Consider the following 22,657-nt stretch of genomic DNA (forward strand, 5'->3'; position numbering starts at 1 on the left):
ACCCCTTAAATGATAAGTTGGTGTAAATCCTCCTTCATACCCTCGGGAGTGAACACAACAACCCCACTCTTATTAACTGCCTTTTCTTGATCCGTTGATGATTCTTGACAATGTAACATCGTGACATGAATGGATTGATTTTTCATTTTCGTTTTAAAATCGCCCATTTCAGTAGTGATATATACAAGATGAGAACATGGCGGTATTGTTCCAAGCACAGGTAATTCCTTTTGTACTTTCATCTCTATTTGCATCAATGATTCCGTCAAACTCATTAAATGGTTAACAGAAGACACCGCTTCGACACGCATAGTGCTTAATGAAGAATCATACCAGCCGAGATAGTGCGGATAATTCCTTTTGAGCAGGCTATTTGAAACTGAAACAAACGACTCCAGCAAACTGTCTAACACGCCTAGAGAAACTTGAGTTGTGATGTTAGTTTCCAGAAAAACAAAAATCGCCTCATCTACTGGATTACTCAACTCTTTTACATACAAATCTCCTAGTTTGCTAGAAAGCTTCCAATGAATTTGTTTTACGTTATCTCCAGGTATATACTCTTTTATTGATATAAGCTCCTGACTATTCGCCCCCGCTTGATTGGAAGCAAGCATAGATGTCGACATCTGAGTGCTTTTTTCCTCCAATAAAAGCATATCTATCTCAAAAATTTCTGGTAACATACAAATGCTTGTATTAACTTTCAGATCAATCGTAGTGGAGAAAACACTTAAAAAATCATAACAAGTTGCTTTCTCCATACATAATTTAACAGTTCCGCAGTATTGATTTTCAATTTGTAAATATATTCGCTCCGTCGTTTTGCTGTTCAGTGAAAAAAAAACATCCTGCTTCTTCACCTCTCCAGTTAGTAGATGATGGATTTCCACAGTGCATTTTACTTTGGAAATCGGCCAAATCGTGTGATTTTTCGCTTCTATATAACATTCTCCACGTTCATTTTTATTCATCATTTTCGGCGCGACAATATCGAATTGCACATTCTTTCGATACATTTTGGTACTAAAAACTAAATAAAAAAGGATAATGAAAGATATAGTCAATAGAAACAAAGAGAAATACGAATCAATAAACAAGTAGAATAATAAAACAAATAGAAACCAACTAATCGGTTTTATCGTTGTTCGGACTAAATGGCTCACCTTTCTCATTTCATTTCACGTTTCCCATAATGAAGTCTGGAGATTTTACTTCGTGTAAGATTTCCTTCAATAACGACTCTGCTTTTGCATTTCCAACCGTTGTTCTTTGTTCTAAAACAATACGGTGACTGCAAGTATCAATGAAAATCTCCATGACATCCTCCGGAATACAATAATCTCGCCCGGATATATAAGCTTTTGCTTTTGCCACTTTACAAATTGCCAGTGCACCTCGGGGACTTATTCCTTGAACAATTAGTGGATGGCTTCTCGTTGCTTCGGTTAAATAGGTCACATATTCTAAGATTTCTTCTGCAATAAAAATCTCACTTACTTCCTTTTGCATCTGTAGAAGATCACCCTTCTCAATAATTGGAGATAATTCCAATAATGGCTGTGTTCCTTGACGATTTCGCAACAACTCAACTTGACTTTTAAAGTCCGGATAACCGATGCTTAACTTCATCATAAACCGATCTAACTGCGCTTGCGGCAATGCTTGCGTACCATAAGAACCGAACGGATTTTGCGTAGCAATGACGTTAAATGGCTTTGGAATTTCATATGTCACACCATCCACTGTTACATTGCCTTCCTCCATTGCTTCTAACAGAGCGGCTTGCGTTCGACTCGATGTACGGTTCATTTCATCACCTAGCAGCAAATTGCACATCACCGAACCTTCCTTATAAACAAATGATTCTTTCTCCTTATCAAACATCGTGAACCCCACAACATCTGATGCAACCACATCCGGTGTAAATTGAATTCTATTAAAATCCAATCCCATTGTTTTACTGAATGCCAATGCTAATGTTGTTTTTCCTACACCCGGTATGTCTTCGAGCAATATATGCCCTTCTGCTAAAATAGACATAAATACTTTTTCCAGGATTTCATCTTTTCCTACAATTACTTTCTTTACTTCATTTATGATCATTTCTGGTCTAGTTAACATTATTTATCCGCTCCTTCAATCCGTTCAATTGGCATATATGAATAACATCCTCACACGTAATGGCATTTCTGTACCTATGTCTTGAAATACGGTTTGCCATCGTTGTATAAAAGTTGTTATTAGAAAAGAACTCTACGGGAGAATCGAGTGACGTAATTTCTCCATTAAAAAATAATCCGCACCGATCAGATACAAGTGCAGCAAATTCCACATCATGGGTTACGATTATTATTGTGATACCTTGTTTCTGCAAATCACGTAATATGGAAAGCAACTTTCTTTTCGAAAAAACATCGATTCCTTTAGTCGGCTCATCTAATAGAAGAATTTTTGGCTGCAATAATAAAACTTTTCCGAGAGCAACCTTTTGCTGTTCTCCCCCGCTTAAATTAAACGGATGGGCATCAAGTAAATCTTCAATCGAGAGAATGCTCGTAACGTGCTCGATGTGGTTCGTCATTTCCTCTTTAGAATAACCCATCACTTTACTAATCTCTTGATAATCCTCCCGCACAGTAGATTTAATAAAAAGTGTTTGCGGGTCTTGAGGCAATAGTGCTAAGTGATGCTTATACAGTTCTTTTCCTTTGTATTTTTTAGCTTTCTTCCCATCAATGAAAAATTCGCCTCGATACGGTTTGGCCTGACCCGACAAAACATTTAACAAAGTAGTTTTACCTGAGCCGTTCCCTCCTAAAATACTGATAATTTCACCTTTTCTTACGTCAAAATGAATGCCTGCCAATACATCAGGCGTATCTCTTTCATATCGAAACCAAACGTTCTTTAACTCAAATACTTTTTCATTAGATCCTTCACTAGAAACTTCTCTTTCTATGAAAGGAATATGATTTTCGTAATGAGTAGATAAATAATTCATCCCTTCTCGGACTGTTAAAGGACTTTCCCCAATTCCACCCAACCCGTTAAAAATACGAACAGAACTTGGTAATGCTGATAACATTGCATGATTTTCATCGATATTTTTTAATTTTTGTCCGATATACCGAGGATGGTCTGTCAACATGATCTCCCCGCGCTCTAATAAAATCACTTTATTCGCAATCGGAAAAATCTCTTCTAAACGATGTTCGACAATAATAATTGTCAATCCCAAATCCCGGTTGAGCTTATGCAGCATATCTAAAAACTCGGAAGCAGCAATCGGATCTAACTGAGAAGTAGGCTCGTCTAAAAGAAGCACTTTCGGTTGCATAATCATAGTAGAAGCAACATTTAATAATTGTTTCTGTCCGCCGGATAACTCAGATGTTTTCTTGTGAAACCAATGATGAATGCCAAAAAAATTAGCCATCTCACCAATTCTTCTTCGCATCACTGTTGTAGGCAAACCGATGTTTTCTAAACCGAATGCCAATTCGTGCCAAACTTTATCCAATACGATTTGATCGTCCGGTTTTTGCATTACATAACCTATTTCACTTGCGCAAACACATTCATCTACTTCATTAAGCTTCGTACCCTTATAAAAAATTTCTCCCTCTAAATTCCCAAAAGGAGTCAACTCTCTTTTCAACGTTTTTAATAAAGTGGTCTTCCCTGATCCCGATTCACCAAACAAAACAACAAAGTCTCCTTCATTTATTGAAAAAGAAACATCATTTAAAATCTTTTTTTGGGTTTCCAAAAAGGAGAAGCTTACATTTTCGACCTTAAATATTTCCACTTGATATTCTCCTTTATTTCAATAATCGATGGTATAACCATCAGTATACTAATCACTGCATATTGAAAGGCGGTCGTGATCGACCATTCCAATGAAGCTATTTTCGGATAATAAAAGTAGTGAAATGATGGAAAGGACCACAAACTAAGCAAAAATATAATGACAATGATAATCAGCATGGCCTCATCTTTTTTACGGAACGTAAAGATGGAGAAATTCGTTCTCTCCTTCAATCCATAACCTCTTGCTTTCATCGATTCAGACTGATGAATCAGGTGTTCAAGAGCCCACAAAAAAGTACTTTTCAGTACACGAATACTGCCGAATAATCTGTCTGTCATACTGTCGCTCGTGTAGAAACCAAGTGTTTTTTGTGCTTGATTCACTTTTTTGAATTGACTTTTAAACATCGGAATAAAGCGCATTGTCATCGAAAAATATAATGAAAATGTAGGGATAATCCGTCCAAATAGATACAAGAATTTATCCGCAGACACGATTTCACTATACGATTTACACCAAAACAAAATGGTTACAACGAGAACACCTATATAAATTCCATATATGATGGCTTCTAATGTAATCGCATTGTCATTCATAAAAAATAAAACAGTGATGCCGTTATGAATAAATAATGGATTGATCAATGCAATCAACAAAAATAAAAGTGAATAAAACCCCAGCTCTTTTACAACAACCTTGAACCGGTTTAGTATACTAAACAAGAGAATACTGCCTAAAAATGAAAAACCAACAACAATTGGATTGGCTGTCATCAAGGTCACAAACATCACTACGGCATAATATAAAAATAAAACAGTCGGATGAAACGAAGAAAAATTTTTCAAATCAATCACCTAATCTCTTTAAAAAGAAGTTAATTAAAACTCATAACCAAGGTCTCTTCCAAAATCACAGGTATAATGAAACTCAATAATGTCCCCGTCCTCCAATTCATACTGGCTGACACCATAGAGAGGAAATTCCCCATTCACCTTATACATCCAACCACTGAGGGGCCCGCATGAAAACTCGTATAAATAATTAATTCCTTGTATATAGACGCTGTTATATACATTGGCATCTGCCCCTTGAAACTCCATTTGGATTTTGTGGTGACGAACGGCACGATGCAATATATCAAACACTGTATCCCCCGGTCGCAGTACATAATCTGTTTTTGCCAAAATAATCCCGTCTTCAGGTACAAATTCACGAAGCTCCGGCTTCAATTGATCAAAATGATCCAATATCGTATCGCTGCGAATAGTGAGAGCAACTGTCTCAGAATCCTCCGTAATATCATCTGCATGAGTCAAATAATATTCATCAACCGATTGAATTTTTGTACCTGAGGCAATAATGACAATAAGGAGAATAACGAAGGCTAATGACAATAAATCTTTTCGCAACGCATATCCCCCCTATTTCCGTTACCCATCATAATCTGTTTGCCACTCTAGCTTTCTTTTAGCTTTTCGTTGTCTCATTCTCCAAATGATGCCTCCTGCAAGAACAAGTGCCAAAGCACCTAAAACTATGGTGATATTACGTGCGCGTATTAAGTTATCAATTTGCGTTTTGGATTTTTTCACATCTTCATTATTCAAAATTTGCTGCTGATCATAAGCACTAAGCTGCTCGAAGCGATTGAATATTTCCTCGACTACTTCCTTATCCTTGATTGATAGATCACTAAACGGATAAAGCTTTTCAACTATGTCTTTATTTAACGCTTTAATTTCCTTATTGATTTTGTCTAACCTCGTCTTCTTCTCTTTTAAATCCGTTAGAACATGTGAGTATTCATTTTGATTTTCCGCATTTTCTAACTTATCCAGCAATTTGACAACCTCGACATAATACTCCGTTGTCAATTCTTCAGGCAAACTGTTTACTTTTGCCTCATCATTCTCACTAAAATCTTTCTCTTCCATGATGTATGCTCCATTAAATAGCGGGGTTACTGTTCCATTTCCATTTTCTGTTACTGCCATTTCACTAGAAATGAATGGTGATGTATTCTCTATTCCTACAGTTTTCATCGCATCAGATAATCGATGATAATTATAGACATACGAACGTTCCGAAGCCGGTATTTGTAAAAAGGATTCAAATATTTCGTTTATCTGATTCGTGTTCTTCTTTGATAGTTTGTCAGGCAAGTTGTCAATTGATTGTTTAATTGTTTCAATTTGTTCTCTTAACTCGCTATCTATTTCCGGACGAAAATCATATAAACTTCTGTAACCTTCTTCGAAACGATACAAAGATATTAACGCATATAGCACTTGCTCACTTGCCATTGAATTTGATTCATCAGGCAGGGAAGTGGGGTTTTCTGGATTATACGTTTTTGAATGGACGAATCCACCGTCTTTCATTTTGTATTTTAAAATACCGTCCAAAAGCGTATTACCTTTTTTTATAAATCGCTTATCTTTAAGAGGATCGATTCCAAGCGCTGTCAGAGCAACCATCACTTGCGCTGTACTTTCTGCATTTTCTTCTCCCCAACTTTCAAAGTCCCCATCACTCAACTGAAGTGTCGACAATGCTTCCAATGCTTCATTCACCACTTGGCGAACCGTTTTCGTCACTGTTTTCCTTGTATTTTTCTGTTCATATGTATAGCTTTGCTCACTGTTATAGTAAGGAGCTAAAGCTTGCAAAGCCATTCCTGTCATGTCAGGCTCGGTCTGATCATTGTAAAAGGAAAATCCACCATCCGGTAACTGCAAACGCAAAATCGCTTCAATTATTGTATCTCTATCATAATAGGCATTGGCTGGGATACTATATCTCATGCTATCAAGCGTAATTAACCCCCATATCCAGCCATTCATACCTTGAGCCCCTAAAGAAGCCTTCAAACCACGATTATATGTACCGTCAGCAATAAGATTAATATTATTTCCTTCCTTATCCTCACCAATTTGAGTCGGATCTCCTCCCATCGATAAAATTGCCAACGAAATCCGGTGCCATTCTGTTGCCTTTGTTTCATCCAGCTCATTTTTCCCTTTATATCGTTCACTGACAACATCATCGATCACAGCCAAATATGCTTCATAATCATCGTTATAGCCGATTCTTCCTAAACCGATTGGATACCAATCTCCTGTCGTATCTCCGGCATTTTTTAAAAATACATTACTTAATAAGTAATCCCCGGTCTCTAAACCTACACTCTCTTTCTTCCAATTAATAATACCTTCGATGAGGTCGAGTAATTTTTCTGTCTCGACCTCTTCTGCCTTCGATGTTAACGGGAAGATGGTCAACATCAATAAGATTGATAAAATACTAGTAATCCATTTTATTTTCCTAGTTGCCATTTTCATTCTCTATAACACCTCAGTTGCGTTACCATTCTTTATACCAGTCTCCTCCTGATCCTTGTCCCATGCCGCCATATCCACCAATATCTTTACCATAATGTAAAGTAAATCGAACCCGTACAACATCACCATCATTTAAGTAGCTATCAGCAAACCCAAAGTTTGGATAACTACCATTGACGCTGTACATCCAGCCTGAACCATTCGCAAAATCGAATTCCCCTAACGAATTTACATGATAAGATTCCGGATCATAAAAGTCCGAAGCTTCTTCAACAAGTTGCGCTAAATCCTCAGGAATAGAAGGATTCGTTACCAAGTTCTCTTTAGTAATAACAGACAAGTAAAAATTATTCTCATGAGCTCCCGTAAATTCGTAGCCAAAACCATAATCGCTCAACAGTTCATCTAAAATATAAGATGTCGGTTTCCCTTGATGAATGTCTACTTTTGTCGGAGGAATTAAATAACCTAATCCAACTGTTGATGCCTCAATGCTAATCGTTGCTGTACCAATTTGACCCCCATCTTCCACTGCTGTTCCATAAACCGTATATACTAAGGATGATGTTCTGCCTTCATCATCCCATGCCGTGACGACAACTTTATTTTCGCCGTCTTTCAATACCAATTTATAACTTGTTTTCGTACTATCATCCCACGTATACGGTACACCAACCCCATTAACCGTTACTGAAACTTTACTCCCTCTTATTCTTGTTCCTTCATAATCGACGGGCATGACATCCATCGTTATGATTGTTCCATTTTTGGTCATTCCATCCTTCAAATCTGTCTTAATAGTCGGCGCTTTCTCATCTTCTTTTGCATCTGACTCTTCTTGACCAGCTGGCTTCACGAACGACACAACATATTTTTGTATGACCGAATCATTTCCGCTACCTGCGGTTAACGTAATGTCATTCTCACCTTCTTGAAGGGTCAATTCATAATTTCCGTCCCCAGCAATGACATTACCTTCATGTTCAACAATTAGCTCAACATCTTTTCCACCGTCTGTTGCGGCAGCTTGGAACGTGAATTTTTCTGTTGTCACATCTTGGTCTCTTAAATCTGTCTCAATTTCTATCGTTGTTTCTTTCGGATCAAAAAGAATGATATATTCTTTTTCTTCTTTATTCCCTTCACGATCATCGGCGGAAATAGTAATAATATTTTTTCCTTTCTTAACGGTAGACTCATACTGTTTATCGCTTGTTAGTTTCAATGAATCCCCATTCAAAGCAACTTTTACATCTACCGCTTCTCCATTACTTTCCGCTCTTGCCGTAAATATAAGTACTTCCTTCGTTACTTCCATTTCCTCTTCAAGGGATGTGTAAATGACAATCTCATTCTCTTTATAGTGAACTGTGTATTGTCTGGAAACTATAAAATGCTTTCCTTCTTCATCTTCATAAGTAATATTTATTTTGATTGCATTTTGCCCTTCACTTAACGTGACACTACCTTTAAATTCTTCGTCTAATTGTTCGTTTACATATACATGCGTCTGTTTAACTAAATAAGAATGCTCTTTTTGTTTAATAACAAAAGCAAATTCCTCTACTGTTACCGTTTCATTATCAATAATGGATGTTGTGAAATATTCATTATTATTCGTGTCTTTAGCAGAACCTGAAACAATTTCAATGAATGAACTATCAGGATCATTTTTATTATCCGAATTCAAACCACCTTCTCCATTACCAGCAGAGTCTTCCGGATTTTCATTCGCTTTCTGTTCGCTTGATTCTTCTTTAGATTGTTCTTTTTCATTTATTTGATCTTGTTCTGTTTCTTGATCAGCCTCACCTTTTTTCTGATTGTCTTTCTCATGCTGTTCTTCTGGCTTATTTTCTAATTCCTTCTGATTATTTTCTTGAACATCTTCCGTAAAAATTAATTCTTTATTATGTCCTGATAATTGCAGGTGAGAACTATTTTCCGCAAAATCTTCAATTGGATTTTTCGGAACTGTAATGACTTGTTTACTGAAAGCATTGTTAACAGACACAGTTAAAAAAAGTATAAAAACAATAGAAACAATATATTTAATTACCGTGTGTCGAGAAGACAATCTTTTTTTTATTTGACTAAAAAAATTGTTCATATCCAATGTCCTTTCTTTATAAGGAATTTCACCTCAATCATATATTGAATAAAGACCATCCCTATTCAAAGTGACGATATTTATTCAATATAAGATCACTTTATAATCGGTTCGGATCATCGTAAAAATACGACAATCCGAACCCGTTAAAAACTAATTCATCCTAGATTTTCTTACTAAAAACTATTAATCCAGTTTTTTTCTACGAGAGAAATAAGCAACGCTTCCAACTAGTACTAATACAACACCTATTAACAGCATGTTGAAATAATTTGTAGCTGTTTCCGGAAGTTTTGATCCTGAACCTGTAGTTTTTGTTTCCTTTCTCTCAGAAGAGGATTTGTCTTCATTCATTGACTGAGCTTGTCCATCATTTGTTGACTTTTCTGAATTACTATTCGTTACTGCTTCTTCTACTTTTTCTTGATTATTATTTATTTCTGGTTCTTCTACTTTTTCTTGGTTGTTATTTGTTTCCGGTTCCTTATCTGCACTATTTTTATCTTGAATAATAGAAGTTGACTGAGAACCGGTAATATTGTTTACTATACCTTCTCCATTAATTGTTGCTTTTGCCTCTGCCTTTAAATTCTCTATTACTGCTTTCTTTGCAATTTCTAGAGTTACTTCAGCATTAACAGTTAAATTTGTAATAGTAGAAGATTCCATAATCTTAACGGTATTAGCTTGTTCAATAATAACGGATGTAATATTCCCTCCAATAACGACATCACCAGGAGTATTAATAACTACTGTGCCAACATTTGCCCCTTCATTATTAATAAATCTCGTGCCATCTTTGTCTAAAATAATGACTTCTCCTAATTGACCGTTATTTGTCAATGTGTGAATTGCTACATTTTGAATTGTTGTATCACCATCAACTTTAGTGCTGTCTTCTATCACAACAGATGCATTCGGTGTGTTAACAAATAAATTCCCTTTAATTGTTGTATTTCTTAAGGTGATTTTTCCGTTAGCATCTCCATTAATGACAACATCCCCTGTAACTTCGATCGTTCCTTCTTCTGGCCCATAAACAACATCGGAAGTTCCGGAAGCAGTTAATGAAATATTTTTAGAGATTTTACCCGCAATCAGCAACTTCTCCGATGCAATAGCTTGTTCCGCTGCTTGTTTGATTAATGCGTCAAGCTTAGATTGAATCGCTACGAGCAAGTCATAGTTTGTTACATACTGCTGTTGAGCAGATGTTAAGTTTTGATACGCTGCTTTCGCTGACAAAATTTCCGATTCACTCTCTATGCTGATAGCTGACTCTTTCGGTAAAGAATTGATTTGTTCTATCACTTTTATTGCAGCTTTTTTATCCTCTGCTTCTTTTAGCAATTGAATAAGTTTTGATTCTAAAGCAATTAATTTGCCATGATTTTCAACATAAGCTTGTTGCTCCGTTGTTAATTTTGCAAATTGTGCTTTAACTTCTTCTACCTGTGTAAGATAATCCAAAGTTACATTAGCTTCCTCCGGCAATTTATCAATAATTGCCGATACCACTTTTGCAGCAGCTTGGTCTTTCATTTGTTGGTCGACCTCTAGCCCCAATTCCACTAATTTTGACTCCAATGTCAAAAGAGTTTCATAGTTTGACACCCATTTTTGTTGCGTTACTGTTAATCTGTTAAATGCTGATCTTGCTGCTTGTACGCTTTCCTGATCGACTAATGAAATAGAATCAGCTGCAGGAAGTTTCTCAATTAATGTAATTACTGAGTTAGCTGTTGCTTGCTCTTCTTGAATTTCCAGTAGCTCTGATAGTTTTGCCTCCGCTGCGACTAAAACGTCATAGTCTGTAACAAACACTCGTTGAGAGTCTGTCAATTGATCATATAATTGCCTTACTACTTTTACAGTTTCTTGGTCCTCTAACGTAAGTTTTTCTAGTTGAGGTAGTTTGGCAATCTGTTCGATAACTTCTTTCGCTATATCCTCATCACTTATCCATTTCGCAAAGTATTGTCGGTCTCCTAAACTTCCGGATGGTATAACCAATATTGCTTCTCCTGTCAGCTCTGCATTATCGTACCAGCCGCTGAATGTATGATTCTCATATGCCATTTCTTCTGCCACCGGTAGTACGATATCGGAATCTGCTATTGTATATTTTCCCTGTACTGATTCATTAATTAAGTGACCGCCATTCAACTCGTAGCTTATCGCATAATCTGTGTTTTTGTATTGTGCATACAATTTGATTTCATGATTTGGAGTCGATAGTCGTTCTCCCGGTTTATACATTGCACCCGTTCCGTCAGCCTTCGTATTCCATCCAACAAATTCCTTACCATTCACCTTATGGCCTTCTCGAATTTCCATTACACTATATGGTGAATACTCTTTTGTATCTATTACTTCTTCATCAACTGATACGTATTGAGCTGTAAACTTTGTTGCCTTCATCCCTTTATATTGTCCGCTCGTCATGTCGGTCATATCATATAAATCATTTTCGCCCTTTAAAAAGCGATCATAAGCAATAAGTCCATATAGCGCTTGGTCTGTTGCCATCGCATTGACGCCTGTTCCAGAACCGCCTCCGCCATCATAACCTGCAGTTACGTGTTTAAAACCGCCCACTTCTGGCGATGATCCACTTCCATTCGCCCAGTATGTAAGCAATGCATCAATCATATTGTTTGTGAAAACACCTTCATACTCTTTTCCTTCTGTTATAAAATCAATTGTCTTGCCAATATGCTTTAATTCAATATTTTCCTGTAAAGGATCGATATCTAAAGCAGTAAGTGCTGTAATGACCTGTACGATACTTTCTGAGCCAACAGATCCAAAACTAGCGTAACCTCCGTTTTCTCTTTGAATTAACGAAAGTACATAAATGGCTCTTTCTACTGCCTGGGCGAATTCTTCGTACGTATAGTCCTTTACTTTATTTCCTTTAGTATCCACAAAAGATACTAGTTCTGCTTCAAATTTTGTTCTGTCTAAATAATAAGGAGCTAACGCTTGCAATGCCATCCCTGTGATATCAGGATCCGGACTAGCGCCTGAAAGCGCCCAGCCACCAATCGTTCCATCTTTTTGTGTAATTTCTTTACTTAAAACATAGCCAATCATTTTTCCAACTGTGTTGACATCAGCATTTGTTTCATCCTCATATAAATCGTATCCGCCTGTATTCATCGCGATTGTTACCCAAATTGGACCATTAATCCCTTGTCTGTATGAAAATTTATAAGATTTTGATAATTTATCTATGAAATCATAGCCTTTTTCAATTGTAACAAATTGATTAACAGTACTTAGTTTGAAAACATTACCGGATTCGTCAGTAATCGTATTAGCTTCTTGATCCAAGTTGTATTTACCAGCCGGAAATTCAACGTATTGATTTGTATATTTATTCGTTTTATCATTCAATGCATTAAGATAAATTTTCTCTGGATTCTTTAACACTATTGAATTCCCGGATATAGGAACAGCATTCACAATGCCCGTATTCCAAGTAGTATAAGTCAGTAGATAATCACCGGGTGTACCGACATTTGTAATGTCATAGCCTAATGAAGAAAGAGCTAATATTAGCCTTGACCATTCAGTCGATTTATTGCGGTCAAGTTCTCCCTTTTTCCCGATTACATAACCTTCAATCCCTTGTAAATACTTCTCAAAATAATTTTCGGGAATGTAATTGATGTAATCATAGCCTGTGTACATCCCCCTCAATAAATCCATAACGGACCATTCACCAAAAGTTGAACCCATCTTTGGCTCTGTAACCGTCTCCAAAATGTAACGTGATGAAGCATTAATATAAAACCCTATATCGGGCTGCTCATCTTCCCAAAAGCGTAAGTCCAACTGCTTATGATCTTCTTTAGGATCAAATGCTGTCTTCGCAAATGGTTGAATCGGCATCATCGATAATATTAAGGTTAATACTATCAAGATTGAAAATAGCTTTTTACTAAAATTTCTATTAGTATTCAAAATCTCTCCCCCTTCTTTTTCTCTCAACACCAACTTCTATATGATTCCCAGCCAATAAAAAAAGCTCTTACCTTTACCAGATAAGAACTTCATACGTATGTAATCAATACTCTGAAAATATATTATTTCCAGACTTACATATGCATACCTTATATCCAGGAAGGTGCTGCTAAACCTAATATTTTGGCAAGTCTCCTGACTCAAGGGATTTTAAACGTTTCTTCCGCCTTCCCAGTTTTTACACCAGTGGCTTATTGGAAGTCACTCCCTATTACAGTGGCCGGTCCGTTCAGGATTTTCACCTGATTCCTTTTTCATATTTGCTCGCAAGCAAATAACCAAAATATTTATAAAATTGTTAAACTTTTTTCATTTTAAATTAATAATAATCTAATTTCAACAACTTTAGTCTTTTTTCTCCAAATTTCTTTTTCAGCGTTTTTATGAACCGCTTCTTTTTGCTAACATTATTTGTTTAAAAGACTACACGGAAAAAATTAATTATGAAACGAAGGCCAAACGAAATCCAGATGGTTTGATTTGGCCTTCTTAGTGCTTCATCCAACTAACTCGTTTTTGTTTTTCACTCTAAAAAAAATTAATCGATTTGTATTCATGATTGTTTTCCTTAATCAATTGCAACATGTATTGTTTAAAAAATGTTGATTCCGGCGGGGTTCCGACTAGTAGAAAATTGCACAGAATTCCTAGAAATAATGGATTTAAGAGATTCAGATTGCATAAATAAACCTAAGTCGAACCCACGGCCTCTACCCTGTCAATTTTAGGAGTTGTTTTTTATTCATTATTTTTGTATAAAGTCAGTCCATTAAGTCCGATAAATCAAGGTTGCATGGTAATTTGTATTGAACCATTTTGTCATCTCAGAGGCAACGGCTGTATTATAGCAATGGAACATTATCAAATTAGAAAAAGTAAAAAAACTTTTTAAAGTATAACCTGCCCACTGGTTTATATGTCCTCACTGAGCAATAGATTGTCTAGCTTCATCGCTACCCGCGAGATCAAGAAGTGGGTTCCCTTTAACACAGGATAAAGTTTTAAATTAGCTTCTATCAAGTTATATATTAATGCCCAGCAGTATCAAGGACAACTTGGTTAGAAGTTACTCGCTTCTCTACTGCGTAGTCTGCACGGTCATCACGAATAAAGCTCATAGCTATTGCGCCAAAAATAGCAGCAATACCAATTGCAAAAAAGTTAAACTGTGGTTGGAGATTAAAGGTTAATAGAATCCCCATATAAGTTGGAGCCACAATAGAACCGATACGTCCAAATGCCATTGTACTACCGAGTGCTGCTGCTCGAACATCGACTGAATAATACTCCGCTACGTATGCATTCGACATATTTTGTAATCCGACTGAAGCAGCTCCAATAACTGCAATTAGCCCGTATGCGATATAAATATTTTGAGAGTAGCCAATCAGCACCAATGATATTGCCCCTACTATATAAAGTGGGATTAGAACACGTTTAAAACCAAGCAATTGAATGAAATTTCCGAATATCATTGTTCCGATAATGGCCCCAATTTGTAGTACTGCTACAAATGTAAGACTTGATTTTAAATTATAGCCTGCATTCATCATTAATGTTGGAAGCCATGTATTTAAAGAATACATTAGTATAAATGCACAGAAACAAGAGAGCCAAAACATCATCGTACTTAAACCAAGTTTATTTTTAAAAAGATCACGAACCGATGATTTTTGTAGTTGTTCCTGCTCAACATATGTAAATTGGACATCTTTTGAAAGCGTTGGCTCAATTTTCCGAAGGACTGTGACAACACCTTTTGTGTCCTTTTGTTTCATTAAAGAATTAATCGATACTGGAAGGATACGTGCAATAAGTGGTAACAAAAGTAGTGGTAACCCTCCGATCCAGTATACTGGTTGCCAACCAAATTTCTCGAGAAATACTTGCCCACTAAATGATGCCATCATCGCGCCAACGGAATAACCGCAAAAAATAAATGAAATAATGGCAGCACGATGTTTTGTCGGTGCATATTCTGAAATTAATGCAGCGACATTTGGCATGACACCACCAAAACCTAGCCCTGCAATAATACGACAAATAATAAAAAATATAGGTTCCGTTGCAAATCCAGATAATAATGTAAAGAAACTAAAAAAAAATATTGTAAAAATAATGATGCGCTTTTTCCCAAAACGATCTGCGTATAGCCCAAAAACTATTGCACCAACAGCTGTACCAACTGTAGTATAACTGCTTATAGACCCTGCCACGATATTCGTAATTCCCCAATCTGCTTTTAACAACGGAATTGTTGCGCCATAAATGACAACATCATAGCCATCGAACATCATGATAAAAAACATACAAACAATAAGAATATAATGAAAACTTTTTAATTTGCTTTTATTAACTATTTCAATAGGATTCACTGTATTCAAGATAGCCACTCCAACTCACTTTTGAGATATAAACCTCTCTCTAAAGATAGTAGCATTCAACTTAAATCTGTTAACTTTCGTAACAAATTCCAACATTACGAAAAATGTATTATCCCCAAACTTCTTCTGCAATTTCTTTAACAAAGCGCAGTTTGTTCCATTGCTGTTCTTCTGTTAAGATATTGCCTTCTTCTGTCGATGAGAAGCCACATTGAGGACTTAAGCAAAGTTGCTCTAATGGTACATACGTAGCCGCTTCTTGAATACGTGCTTTAATTTTTTCTTTATCTTCTAATTCACCTGCTTTAGATGTTATTAATCCAAGTACGATTTTTAAATCTGTACGGTTCACATATTTTAATGGCTCAAAGCTACCTGAACGTTCGTCATCAAATTCTAAAAACAGGCCGTCAACATTTAAACCACCAAAAATAACTTTTGAAGCATAATCATACCCACCGCTTGTAAAATAATTCGATTTATAATTACCACGGCAAATATGCATTGTCACCGTTAAATCTTCTGGTTTATTTGCAATTGTTTCATTAATCATCTGCTGCATAAGCTTTAATTCCTCAGCTGGATCTAACCCTTTGGCACGTAATTTCTCGTGACCTTCTGCTGAAAATAAATCTGCCCACGCCGTATCATCTAATTGCAGGTAACGACAGCCTGCATCATAAAATGCTTGAATTGCTTTTTGATAAGCTGCAATGATATCTTGCTTAAACTCTTCTTTATCCTGGTACACCTTATCATTCATATCCACGCGGCGAATCAACATATTTGGACTTGGAATCGTTTGTTTAACAACAGACCCTCCTGCATGCTGTTTTAAAAATTCAAAATGCTGTACGAATGGGTGAGTAGTAAAACCAACTTTTCCAACTATGCGAACACCTTCTTTACGCGTCTCCATTTTATGGAAGTCTAATCCTTTATCTTTTTCATAATATTCCACACCATCAAAGCCGCCTAAAAAATCAAAATGCCACCAGCTTCTACGAAATTCGCCGTCAGTTATAGCTAATACGCCATTTTCTTTTTGCTTTTCAATAAGGCGAATAATCTCATTATTTTCAACATTTATTAATTGTTCTTGAGTAATAGCCTCAGCTTTATATTGTTCGCGTGCCTCAATCAAATTAGAAGAACGTAATAAGCTCCCTACTTGATCATATCGAAATGGTAAAGTAATTGTTTTTACTGTCATAATATGTATCCCCCTCTATTAATAGTGTAAAGAGAGTGTATCATGACAATTCCGCTATCATATAACACTTAAAATGTATCTCTAGCTATAGGTAAAAACTATACCTTACTTCGTTCCTCCTCAATGGAGGCCTTCAGATACTCAATATAGATATTTGCTAAAGGGCTATTTTTCACATTTTTATGCGTTATGTATCCAACCGTAATTCGTTCGTCAACTAGTAAAGGAATAGCTACAATATCCTTACTATTTAATTTATGACTAATTACACCCGTAGAAATCGTATAGCCATTTAATCCGATTAATAGATTAAACAACGTAGCGCGATCGCTTACAGTAATATTTTTAGGTCTTGAAATCGTACTTAAAATTTCTTCAGAAAAGTAAAAAGAATTATAGTCGCCTTGCTCAAAAGATAAGTACGGATATGGCATTAAATCTGATAGTGTAACAAAATCCTGCTTGGCAAGCGGGTTTTGCGCGCTAATAAATACATGTGGATTCGCTTCGAAAAGCTGGTGAAAAATTAGGTTTCCCTCTTCAAGAAACTTATAAATTACTTTTTTATTAAAATCGTTAACATATAAAATCCCTATCTCACTGCGTAAGTTTTTTACATCAGCAATAATTTCATACGTTTTTGTTTCTTTTAATGTAAATTCAAATTCCTCCTGATTGTATTCTTTTAATAAACGGACAAATGCACTCACTGCAAAAGCGTAATGCTGTGCAGATACCGAGAAATGCTGCTGTAATGGTTGCGTATTGGAATAGCGATTTTCTAAAAGTGAAACCTGTTCTACTACTTGTCGAGCATAGCCTAAAAACTCTGATCCTTCAGTTGTCAAAATGATTCCTTTATTCGTTCTTAAAAATATAACAATACCAAGTTCATTTTCTAACTCTTTTATTGCATTTGATAAGCTAGGCTGACTAATAAATAGATTTTGCGCAGCCTTACTAATGGAACGACTTCTTGAAACTTCAATTACGTATTTTAACTGTTGCAACGTGATCATTTAATGCCTCTTTCTATAAATGTTTTATTAATATAAATGAAATGCAAATTTGAACTAAATAATTAAATTAGGTCTAAATAGATTTAAGACGGCGTATCCGAATATGAAGTTAATCCATCTATGTCAAAAATACAGTGCGTCTCTATAAAAAAACAGATAAGTATTAGAATTGAAGAGATAATATCTGTAATTTCTAAATTATTCTAATATTATAATATTACGGGAATTAAGTAAATAGAAGTGCAGGATAAAGGAGCCTAATTAGGCTTAAAAGAGAATTCGGTGTGATCCCCAAGCTGTTTCCACAACTGTATGTGCTGATGAAATAAGATAACACCACTGTCAAAGGGAGAAAAACTCTGTAGATGGGAAGGTTCCTAAAGTAAAGAGAAGCACGAGTCCGACCTACCTTTATCTAATCGTATTGCCCCTCATCGGAATAAAGAGAAAATACGGCAAATAGGTTCAGATTACTCAAATGCCTTTTGCTATTTTTCGCTATTTCCCTTTGAGAGAGAGATAGCGGAATCTACTGTACGATTGTTATAGTATTCAATCGTGCGAGTGGGAATGAAGTTTCTCATGGACATAGCTTCGTTAGCCAAGATACAAAAAAGCCCCAACCCCTTGCAGCACAAGAGATTGGAGCTTCTAAAAAGAGATGATTCCGACTAGATTCGAACCAGCGACCTCTACCCTGTCAAGGTAGCCTCTTTTCAAAGCATTTTGCATCCATAGAATCATCTTTTTGTTATTTAGATTAACCTTGAGACCCACCTTCAAATGATCCAGAAACCTCATTAACCATCGAATCATACTGACTCGATAAACTAGCCGGATACTCAATAATTAAAGTTGAAATAATACCATCTTGCGCAATTCCTTTACGAAAGACAATAGTGTCACCCTCAAAATATGAAATTACATAGGAATTCCCGTTTACGGTCTGATGAGAAGCTGAGTCACCGATGGCTTCTAATTCTCTTTGATAATACGTTTCAATTGTCTCATTATCTTCAAGTACGTTCATATGACCTGCGTAGACTGTAATCGTACAAGTACCGTCTGTATAAGTTGTACCGTCCCCATTGGTTGGCTCTACCCCGCCTGAAAAAGTGGAAGGATACTTAACAGAGAAGCCAAACCGAGCGTTTGAGTAGGTGTTGTATGTATATTGAGTTTCTTTGATATCGACTGTCGGTTCGTCTTGTCCGGCTTTAGCTGCTGCTTCTTTTTTTCCCTTGCCTTCCTTAATTAAATCGGATAAGGATGCCAACTGATCTTCAAATGCGGATTCTCCATCTAAAAGGTTCTGTAATGTAGTGAGTTTCATCTCTGCTTGGTCGTATTCTCCCTCGCCAATTAATTAGCGAATGTTATCAATTTCTACTTGATAGGCTTGTTCTTTTTGGATTTCCTCATCAAGTTTGTTTGCTTTTTCTTTGACAACATCTAATGGTCCATCTATCTCATTAATTTTCTCTATGTATGTTAGAGCTTCATCATAATTACCATTTTCCATCGCTGTCTTTGTATCTAGTAAAAGTTTTGCCTGAGTGAGGTAAGGAGCTGCTTCATCATTTTCTTTCTTCTCTCCAGCCGCTTTTTCAAAAGATGATACGGCATCTACATATTGTTCATTTTCTATGGCAGTCATCCCATTTTCAATCACTGTCTCGTAAGCTTTGTCATCCGAAGAACTGCACCCAGAAATAATGAAAAGCATTCCAAAGAGCATTACACTTGTAAGAAGTTTAAATCTCATAAGTTACAAATCCTCTCCGTATGTAGTTATGTAATCCAGTATACGATTCCACTTCTAAATTCCTACCAAACCAAGTTTATATGGAGAGCCAATTCTATAAATTAAGATGAGCTATCTTTAATGCAAACAATATAAAATTATTTATATATTCCTCGCTTCACTTATTCAAATTCAATAGCTTTTTAATCGTTGTTTAAAATTTTTAATTTCCGCTATAAAAGGGGTTCAAATAAGTCATACTATTTTAAATACAAGGTGTATAGTTGTATAATAAAAAGAACGAATGTTCTTGTCTAATCCTAATACTTTGGAGGAATATCAATGTTAACTAACAAAGACTATAAAGAAATGGTCGAGCAAAAATTCCGCAAACCCTTAAAGGATATTATGTATGAGATTTGTATAGAAAGAGGCTTAGAAAAATGGGAGGGAGCTAAAGAATTAGGAGTTCCAGAAAATACTTTTGTTAGATGGAGAACGGATTACCGCTATGGTCCTCTTCAATATAGTGCTGATATGGCAGAAAAATCAAGAATTAAAACAATTAATAAATATAAACAAGAACTTGAAAATATCAATTTAAATAGAGAATTGGTCTTCCAAAACGAAGTCTCATTGAGAGGTTTTAAAGAATTAGCTGAACGTATGCTAGAACTAAAGAAGATGGAACGTACAGAAACTGACGACAGTATGTCTGATTATTATGGATTACATGGATTAATGAACGTAGCCATTTGGGAATCAATTATTAAATACATAGAGCAATATGAAAGTGGAGGTCTACAAAAACAATTTGAAAGGGAATTAAAATACGTGAAGCAATGAAATAAAACAGGGCTGCTTAATAAGTAAAGGGTTCCGATTTGAGAGTCATTTCTAAAAAAAATGCTTAGAAATGACTGTCCTTTTGACATCGCAAATGGCAAATAAAACAAAGAAAACTCGCTCCAAAAATGGCGAGTTTTCTTTTGTTGTAAATACTTGTTATTGAACTAAAACCCCCCGTTCAATGATTGTCTTTTATCAATCACATCATTCCCCCCTTTTGTAATACTAGTATCTTATTGTCGTGGTAGCCATATTTCCACTTACCTGGGGATTCAGGAGAAATCACTTGTTCAAAATATTGTGTTGGGATATTAATGGAGTGTATCTTCCAAGTTGCGCCATATTTTTTGGGAATAAAAGAATTACCGATTGGATGGATGGCTATTTGCTGATTCTTTTGATTGACTAAAAAACACAATTTAGAATCGTGTACCCAATTAAGCTTTGTTCTACTGATTTCGGTGTCTTGATTGTCTCATCGCCAGTATATATCATGTCTAACCATTCGACTGTCTTTAAGTCACTTCTTTTTGGCTTCTTCTTTCTATTAAAATATATGTGTTGAATCTGCATGATTACCAATGGCATACAATTAAAAACATGATGAAGTAAGAGCATCAAATGATTTGCTGAGTTTTCATGTCTAGCAATAAAAGCTATATCCACTTGAATTAAAGGATATAGCTTTTATCATAGTCATGATTATAAATTTTTCTCATTTCTAATGTTATCTTCATACATTGCTTTCATCATTTCAGCAATTTGTTCATTATCGTAACATTTACCTTGATACTCTGCTGCAGCTACCCTTGCCATTACTTCTATATAAGAAAAAGCTAAGGCAGTCGTTAATATTGACGCAGTAGAACCACTAATTACTCCCCCTGCAACAGTACCGACTCCCGGAATTAGTTTAAGTAAATTTGAAACGATATATCTTCCCAAGAATGTAGCTCCCCCACTGCCCCCAATTGAAGCCACAATTCCACTTAGTAACGCTTTGTCTAAAGAAACCCCAAATATTGCTGTTATGTGAGCTAACATTCCTACTTGCATAGGTACTAATATTGCAGCGTCTGAAAATGGAATCGGGGTAAAACCAGCCCCAAAACTACCAGCAATATAACTAGTTGACCAAATCCTTGCCTCTTTTACTTTTCCTTCAATATCAACTTTCTGAGCATTATTAAAAGACTTTTTTACTCCTTCGGGTAAAATCTCATATGTTTTTCCAACTAACTCTTTTAGCCCATATGAAGGAATAGATATATCTTTAGTTATTTTGAATGGCTCAGCTAACACTGTTTGAACTGCCTTTAAATTAAGATTCAATTCTTCAATGACTTTCTTAAATTCAAAAGCTCCTTCACCATAACTTTGTGTCAAAACAAGAATTACTGGTACCTTTGTTGCAAGTGTATTAATTAATTCTATTTCTATTTCTTCAATTCGGTTTGAATTTGAATTTATACAATACCATATTGCATGTATATATTCTTTTTCATCTTGATTTAGATATAGTTCATCTATTTTACTATTAATTTCATTAATAATTTCTTCTTGAACTTCACCTTTCAACTCTAAGCCTTTAGTATCATATATGCATAGGGGTATTCCACTTTTTGTAATCTTTCTCAAGCGTTTAGTTACTGGTTGTCCAATACCGGTTTCTGCTAGATTTTCTCTAAAAACATTATTTATTAAAGTACTTTTTCCTATACCTGTTTTGCCAATAATCATAATATTAACTGGCATTAACTTATTAATTTCTTCCCTAGTTTTATTAAAAATATCGTCAATAATATCAGAAGCCGTTTGAGTAGCCATAATAACACCTCAAATATTTATAATAATACTCCACTTCTTTAGTTATACCCAGTTGGTATAATACAGTAACCACAACCATAACATAATTTAGCAAACAAACAGATTAACATAAATTTTACTAATCTTACTCCTTAACAACACTTTTTCTGTGTAAAATTTGTGTAAAACGATACCAAATCCTATCGTTTTCTATCTTGTACTCTAAAAACAAAAAAGCCCACAAACGCTGATTTAACAATATTTGTGAGCTTTCTCTAGCGATTAATCTTGGCATGAATTAATCAAATGATACCGGTGTTCGGGGTCGAACCATTAAGTTCAGTTATA

The 22,657-nt window shown here is 35.6% G+C and carries 15 protein-coding genes and 2 riboswitches; of the genes, 1 reads left to right on the forward strand and 14 read right to left on the reverse strand.

The annotated features are described in order from the left end of the window. Nucleotides 1–5: 5 nt before the first annotated feature. The 13 genes from IEO70_RS03370 to IEO70_RS03435 form a co-directional block, all read right to left on the reverse strand. On the reverse strand, nt 6–1,175 hold the full coding sequence (locus IEO70_RS03370; protein ID WP_190996943.1) for a DUF58 domain-containing protein: 1,170 nt from the start codon (nt 1,173–1,175) through the stop codon (nt 6–8). Nucleotide 1,176: 1 nt separating this feature from the next. After that, nucleotides 1,177–2,124 carry an AAA family ATPase gene (locus IEO70_RS03375; protein WP_190996944.1) on the reverse strand — a complete coding sequence of 316 codons (948 nt, stop codon included), beginning with the start codon at nt 2,122–2,124 and terminating at the stop codon, nt 1,177–1,179. Continuing rightward, complete coding sequence (locus tag IEO70_RS03380) at nt 2,114–3,811, reverse strand: ABC transporter ATP-binding protein (RefSeq protein WP_190996945.1); 1,698 nt, start codon at nt 3,809–3,811, stop codon at nt 2,114–2,116. Before IEO70_RS03380 ends, IEO70_RS03375 begins: the two co-directional genes overlap by 11 nt. After that, the gene (locus IEO70_RS03385; protein WP_190996946.1) at nt 3,784–4,659 is read right to left on the reverse strand and encodes an energy-coupling factor transporter transmembrane component T; all 876 of its coding nucleotides are present in this window, start codon (nt 4,657–4,659) and stop codon (nt 3,784–3,786) included. The genes IEO70_RS03380 and IEO70_RS03385 overlap by 28 nt, the downstream gene beginning before the upstream one ends. A gap of 33 nt (nt 4,660–4,692) precedes the next feature. Then, the gene (locus IEO70_RS03390; protein WP_190996947.1) at nt 4,693–5,223 is read right to left on the reverse strand and encodes a DUF4430 domain-containing protein; all 531 of its coding nucleotides are present in this window, start codon (nt 5,221–5,223) and stop codon (nt 4,693–4,695) included. Between the two features lie 21 nt (nt 5,224–5,244). Continuing rightward, nucleotides 5,245–7,155, reverse strand: coding sequence for a prenyltransferase/squalene oxidase repeat-containing protein (locus IEO70_RS03395; RefSeq protein WP_190996948.1), 1,911 nt, complete (start codon nt 7,153–7,155; stop codon nt 5,245–5,247). Nucleotides 7,156–7,177: 22 nt separating this feature from the next. Continuing rightward, nucleotides 7,178–9,265 (reverse strand): DUF4430 domain-containing protein, encoded by a 2,088-nt coding sequence (locus tag IEO70_RS03400; protein ID WP_190996949.1) that lies wholly within the window; start codon nt 9,263–9,265, stop codon nt 7,178–7,180. 186 nt (nt 9,266–9,451) lie between these two features. Beyond that, nucleotides 9,452–13,234, reverse strand: coding sequence for an InlB B-repeat-containing protein (locus tag IEO70_RS03405; protein WP_190996950.1), 3,783 nt, complete (start codon nt 13,232–13,234; stop codon nt 9,452–9,454). Between the two features lie 168 nt (nt 13,235–13,402). Further along, nucleotides 13,403–13,592: riboswitch (cobalamin riboswitch) on the reverse strand. A 730-nt stretch (nt 13,593–14,322) separates the two neighbouring features. Then, nucleotides 14,323–15,669 carry an MFS transporter gene (locus tag IEO70_RS03415; RefSeq protein ID WP_328820859.1) on the reverse strand — a complete coding sequence of 449 codons (1,347 nt, stop codon included), beginning with the start codon at nt 15,667–15,669 and terminating at the stop codon, nt 14,323–14,325. 118 nt (nt 15,670–15,787) lie between these two features. After that, on the reverse strand, nt 15,788–16,891 hold the full coding sequence (locus IEO70_RS03420; protein WP_190996952.1) for a 5-methyltetrahydropteroyltriglutamate--homocysteine S-methyltransferase: 1,104 nt from the start codon (nt 16,889–16,891) through the stop codon (nt 15,788–15,790). A gap of 98 nt (nt 16,892–16,989) precedes the next feature. Continuing rightward, the gene (locus IEO70_RS03425) at nt 16,990–17,907 is read right to left on the reverse strand and encodes a LysR family transcriptional regulator (protein WP_190997003.1); all 918 of its coding nucleotides are present in this window, start codon (nt 17,905–17,907) and stop codon (nt 16,990–16,992) included. A 237-nt stretch (nt 17,908–18,144) separates the two neighbouring features. Then, a riboswitch (cobalamin riboswitch) is annotated at nt 18,145–18,337 on the forward strand. Nucleotides 18,338–18,670: 333 nt separating this feature from the next. Beyond that, on the reverse strand, nt 18,671–19,243 hold the full coding sequence (locus IEO70_RS03430; RefSeq protein WP_190996953.1) for a hypothetical protein: 573 nt from the start codon (nt 19,241–19,243) through the stop codon (nt 18,671–18,673). A gap of 33 nt (nt 19,244–19,276) precedes the next feature. Then, nucleotides 19,277–19,675 carry an outer membrane protein assembly factor BamD gene (locus tag IEO70_RS03435; RefSeq protein WP_190996954.1) on the reverse strand — a complete coding sequence of 133 codons (399 nt, stop codon included), beginning with the start codon at nt 19,673–19,675 and terminating at the stop codon, nt 19,277–19,279. 321 nt (nt 19,676–19,996) lie between these two features. Here IEO70_RS03435 and IEO70_RS03440 point away from each other — a divergent pair, with 321 nt between their 5' ends. After that, on the forward strand, nt 19,997–20,500 hold the full coding sequence (locus tag IEO70_RS03440; RefSeq protein WP_190996955.1) for a hypothetical protein: 504 nt from the start codon (nt 19,997–19,999) through the stop codon (nt 20,498–20,500). Nucleotides 20,501–21,205: 705 nt separating this feature from the next. Here the strand turns inward: IEO70_RS03440 and IEO70_RS03445 are convergent. Further along, a complete protein-coding gene (locus IEO70_RS03445) occupies nt 21,206–22,330 on the reverse strand; it encodes a YcjF family protein (RefSeq protein WP_190996956.1) in 1,125 nt (374 codons plus the stop codon). Between the last annotated feature and the right edge of the window lie 327 nt (nt 22,331–22,657).

The sequence above is a fragment of the Peribacillus faecalis genome (genome assembly GCF_014712675.1).
GTDB lineage: Bacteria > Bacillota > Bacilli > Bacillales > DSM-1321 > Bacillus_AD > Bacillus_AD faecalis.